This window comes from Microbacterium sp., from assembly GCF_031988965.1.
Taxonomy (GTDB): domain Bacteria; phylum Actinomycetota; class Actinomycetes; order Actinomycetales; family Microbacteriaceae; genus Microbacterium.
In genome coordinates, this window is the sequence record NZ_DALZXX010000180.1 from 1 (window position 1) to 4,626 (window position 4,626).

The following is a 4,626-nucleotide window of genomic DNA, read 5'->3' on the forward strand; positions in this document are numbered from 1 at the left end:
ACCGCCTCCTCGCGGGCGCCGATGCCGACGAGTACCCGGAACCCCGACATGAAGTCGGCGGCCACGGCACCCGCCTCGGTCGCCGCGTGCTGCTCGGCGTGTCCTCGCCGCTCGAGCGGCCGGGAGACGATCCGCATCACGACCATCATCGCGATCGTCGAGGCGAAGACCACGAGCGTCGCGATCGGCGAGATCACGAGCATCGCGAGCGCCGCGCCGACGATCGCCGCGATCGTGGCGCACTGCTGCGCGACCGACCACGCGACGCCCGCGACGCGGTACGTGTCGGAGGTCACGTAGGTGAGGGCTTCCCCCGGGGTGACCGATCGTCGCGAGAGGCGTGGGCGCAGCATCCTCGACAGCGTGAGGTGCCGCAGCGCCTGCTCGCCGTACCCGTAGACGCCTACCATCAGCCGCGAGGCCGCCTGATAGCTCGCGGTGAGCCCGAGGAAGGTGCCGAGCAGGATGCCGATCCACAGCGCGAGAGCGGCGGTGTCCGAGGGGAGCACGGCGCGGTCGATCGTGGCGCCGATGATGATCGGGATCGCGGCTTCGGCGAGCGAGTGCACCACGAGCAGCGTCGTGGCCGCCGCCAGCGTCAGCCTGCGGCCCTGCGAGGTGAGAGCCAGCGCGAAGAGCCGTCGAGGGGTGGTCGTCACGGCGTTCGCCGTCCGAGCGGCAGCACGAGCGGGGTGCCGGACACGGGATCGGTGATCACCCGGCACGGCAGGTCGTACACGGCCTCGACGAGCTCCGCCGTGATGATCTCGCGGGGATCCCCCTGCGCGACGATCTCTCCGTCGCGCATCGCCACGAGGTGCGTCGCATAGCGCGCGGCGTGGTTGAGGTCGTGCAGCACGGCGACCAGCGTGGTTCCGCTGCGATGCAGGTCGGCGAACAGCTCCATCAGGTCGATCTGGTGCGCGATGTCGAGGAAGGTCGTCGGCTCGTCGAGCAGCAGGTGCCTGGTCTGCTGGGCCAGGGCCATCGCCACCCAGACGCGCTGCCGCTGGCCGCCCGAGAGCTCGTCGACCAGCCGGCGCGACAGGTCGGTGACACCGGTGGCGGCCATCGCCTCCGATACCGCGCGCTCGTCGGCGCTGCTCCATGTGCGCATCGCGCTCTGGTGCGGGAACCGTCCGCGGCCGACGAGATCGGCCACCGTGATGCCGTCGGGGGCGATCGACGACTGGGGGAGGAGCCCGAGCCTGCGCGCGGCTTCCTTCGGCTTGAGAGTGCGCAGCTCCGCGCCGTCGAGCAGCACGGTGCCGGTGCTCGGGCGCAGCAGGCGGGCGAAGCCGCGGAGGAGAGTCGACTTGCCGCAGGCGTTGGGGCCGATGATGATCGTGAACGAGTCGTCCGGCACCTCCAGCGACAGGTGCGAGACGATCGGGGTGTCTCCGTAGCCCAGGGTGATGTCGCGGGCCAGCAGCGAGGTGGTCATCGATGTTCCTTTCAGGCGCGACGCGCGTACTGGGCGGCGAGCAGCCAGGCGAGGTAGAGGCCGCCGACCGACACGGTCACGACGCCGACCGGCACGGCGACGAGCTGGGCGACGGCGTCGGAGACGACGACGAGCGCCGCGCCGGTGAGCATGACGGGGACGGTGCCCATGGGCGTGTTCGATCGGGTGAGCCGCTGCGAGATCTGCGGTGCGGCCAGGGCGATGAACGAGATAGGGCCCGCGGCAGCCGTGACCAGCGCGACCAGGGCGACGCCGAAGACCATCGCGGCCAGCCTCGTGCGCCCGGGGCTGATGCCGAGAGCGGTCGCCGCGTCGTCGCCCATCTCGAGCACGGGCAGCGTGCGGTTCAGCGGGAGCGACGCGAGCGTCACGACCGCGAAGACGATCGCGGCGGGGATGAGCTGGTCGAACCCGAGGGAGGCGAGCGAGCCGGCTCCCCAGGTCGCCGCCATCATCGCCTTCTCGACGCTGACCGAGATCAGGATCCAGGATGTGAGCGAGCCGAGCCCCGCCGAAACGCCGATGCCCACGATGATCAGGCGGAACGACGACAGGGTGTTCTTGTGGGCGAGCGCGTAGACGAGCAGAGCAGTGAGCAGCCCGCCGACGAGCGCGCCGACGGCCTTGAACATGTAGGTGTTCAGTTCGAGCACGACCATCATCAGCGTCACCCCGAACTGCGCGCCGACGCCGAAGCCGATGATGTCGGGGGAGCCGAGAGGGTTGCGGGTGAGGGACTGGAAGATACCTCCGGCGAGGGCGAGCGCGGCCCCGCAGAGCACGGCGAACAGCACGCGCGGCAGTCGCCACTCGAAGACGACCTGGCGGATGTCGGGGTCGGACGACGGATCGACGATCGCGCGGATGACCGAGGGGAAGCCGACCTCGTAGGCGCCGATCGTCATCGATGCGAGACCGGCTGCGATGATCACGACGACCAGCACCGCGCTGACGACGATCGCGCGCACCGGGATGAGGGCGGCGATGCGGGACGTCTCGATGCGCACGAGGCGCCGCCCGTGGTCGACCGGGGTGAACTCGGGGGTGCGCCGGTCGTGAGCGGGCCGCTGGCGCTGATCGATGCTCACAGTCCGCTCACCCGCTTGCGACGCACGAGCATGATGAGGATCGGCGCGCCGAGCAGGGCCGTGACGATGCCGACGCGCAGTTCGCCGCTGGGCAGCACGATGCGGCCGAGGATGTCGGCGAGCAGTAGGAAGGCCGGGCCGATGACCATCGAGTACGTGAGCACCCACCGCTGATCGGGGCCGGTGAACCAGCGCACGACGTGCGGGATCATGAGTCCGACGAACGCGATCGGACCGGCGGCGGCGACGCTCGTGCCGGCGAGGATCGTGACGGCGATGATGACCAGCACGCGCGTCACGCGCACGCGGGCGCCGAGGGACTGCGCCAGGTCGTCGCCGAGGGCGAGGGCGTTGAGGGGTCGCGCGCACAGCAGCGCGATGATCAGCCCGACCGCGATGAGCGGGGCCGCCCAGGCGAGCTGATCGAGCGTGCGGCCCCCGATGGATCCGACTCCCCAGAAGCGCATGACCTGCAGGGTGCCGAGGTCGCGGAGCACGATCGCGGTGGTGAAGCCGGTGAACGCGGCGCCGAGCGCGACGCCCGCGAGGGTCAGCTTCATCGGGGTCGCGCCGGACCGCCCGAACGAGCCGAGCACGGAGACGAGCACGGTGAGCACGAAGGCGCCGAGCAGCGCGAAGGGCACGTAGGCACCCGGGGTGGTGAGCCCGAGGATGCCGACGGCGAACGTGACGGCGAAGGATGCTCCGGCGTTCACGCCCAGGATGCCGGGGTCGGCGAGGGGATTGCGGGTGAACGCCTGGATGAGCCCGCCGCACACGGCCAGCGCCGCTCCCGCGACGATGCCGAGCAGGGTGCGGGGAACGCGCAGCTCCGCCACCATCAGGTGCAGCGGATCGTCGTCGTCGTAGGCGAACAGCGCGGTGACGACCGTCACCGGGTCGATCGCGCGGTTGCCGACCGCGAGCGAGGCGATGGCGGCGGCGATCAGCACGATCACCGCGACGATCAGGCCCGCGGTCAGCGCGCCGGTGCGGCGCGGGGAGTCGTCTGCACGACTCCCCGCGCCCGTGTTCGAGACGTCCGTGCCGTCTTCCGTCGCCAGGGACATCTCTCGGATCACTCGCCCGCGATCGTCGGCTCGCCCTGCAGCGCGGCTGCGAGGTCGTCGACGTAGGTCGGCAGGATGTACTTCAGCGAGAGCACGGTCGGCGCGCTGATCGCGGAGGCCTGGGCATCGTCGGCATAGATCACGTACGACCCCGCGGCGATGGGCTCCCAGCGGGAGACGACCTTGTTCTCGACGGTGTAGGTGCCCTCGTCCACGCTGCTGCCCCAGGCGGCGAACAGGTCGGCCTGCACGTCGTAGAGCTTCTCGAGGCTGACGCCGGTGTACCAGTTGTCGCCCTCGGCGGTCGCGAGGAAGCTGTCCATCGCCGATGTCGAGGTGAATCCGAGCGCCTCGGTGATGCGCACGCGCGGGTCGTACTCGAGGTAGACGCCGAGGTCGGTGCCGCCCTCGTTCAGGGTCAGGCCCCAGACGAACGTCTTGTCGTCGAACTCGGGGTGCGCGTCGGCGAGCTCGGTGATCATCTCCTCGGTCTCGGCGATCAGCTCCTCGGCCTTCTCCTCCTCCGACATCGCGGTGCCGATCGTGCGGGTCATGTCCTCCCACGTGCTCGGGTCCCAGGCGCGCTCGATGTAGGGAACCGTCGGGGCGATCTCGGTCAGACGCTCGTACTCGACGTCGGTGATGCCCGAGTAGAGGCTCAGGATGAGGTCGGGCTCGAGCGCCTTGATCGCCTCGTAGTTCGGGCCGTCGTCCGTGAAGGGGATGATCTCGGGGGTCTCGCCGTACTCCTCGGTGACGAAGTCCTCGAACCAGGGCTGGAAGCCGCTCTCGTCTGCGCCCCAGACCTCCTCCATCCCGACCGGGTTCGTGCCGAGCGCGGCGACGATGTCCGACGTCATCCACCCGAGGGTCACGATGCGCTGAGGCTTCTCGGGGATCACGGTCTCGCCGTGGGCGTGCTCGATGACCACGCCGTCGGTGGCGGCGGAGGCGGGCTCTGCGGTCTCGGCGGGGGCCGAGCAGCCGGCGAGGGTGAGGGCTG

At 70.5% G+C, this 4,626-nt stretch carries 5 protein-coding genes; all 5 read right to left on the minus strand.

Annotation, left to right across the window (positions count from 1 at the left end; all coding sequences use genetic code 11):
• Nucleotides 1-659, minus strand: a 659-nt coding sequence (locus tag RTM68_RS16920; protein WP_312173181.1) for an ABC transporter transmembrane domain-containing protein, incomplete at its 3' end; no start/stop codon positions are given.
• Nucleotides 656-1,444 carry an ABC transporter ATP-binding protein gene (locus RTM68_RS16925; protein WP_241796281.1) on the minus strand — a complete coding sequence of 263 codons (789 nt, stop codon included), beginning with the start codon at nucleotides 1,442-1,444 and terminating at the stop codon, nucleotides 656-658. The genes RTM68_RS16920 and RTM68_RS16925, both read right to left, overlap by 4 nt.
• Nucleotides 1,445-1,455: 11 nt before the next feature.
• A complete protein-coding gene (locus RTM68_RS16930; protein ID WP_312173185.1) occupies nucleotides 1,456-2,553 on the minus strand; it encodes an iron chelate uptake ABC transporter family permease subunit in 1,098 nt (365 codons plus the stop codon).
• On the minus strand, nucleotides 2,550-3,623 hold the full coding sequence (locus RTM68_RS16935) for an iron chelate uptake ABC transporter family permease subunit (RefSeq protein ID WP_312173187.1): 1,074 nt from the start codon (nucleotides 3,621-3,623) through the stop codon (nucleotides 2,550-2,552). Before RTM68_RS16935 ends, RTM68_RS16930 begins: the two co-directional genes overlap by 4 nt.
• Nucleotides 3,624-3,631: 8 nt before the next feature.
• A partial coding sequence (locus tag RTM68_RS16940; RefSeq protein WP_312173188.1) for an ABC transporter substrate-binding protein occupies nucleotides 3,632-4,626 on the minus strand: 995 nt, incomplete at its 5' end.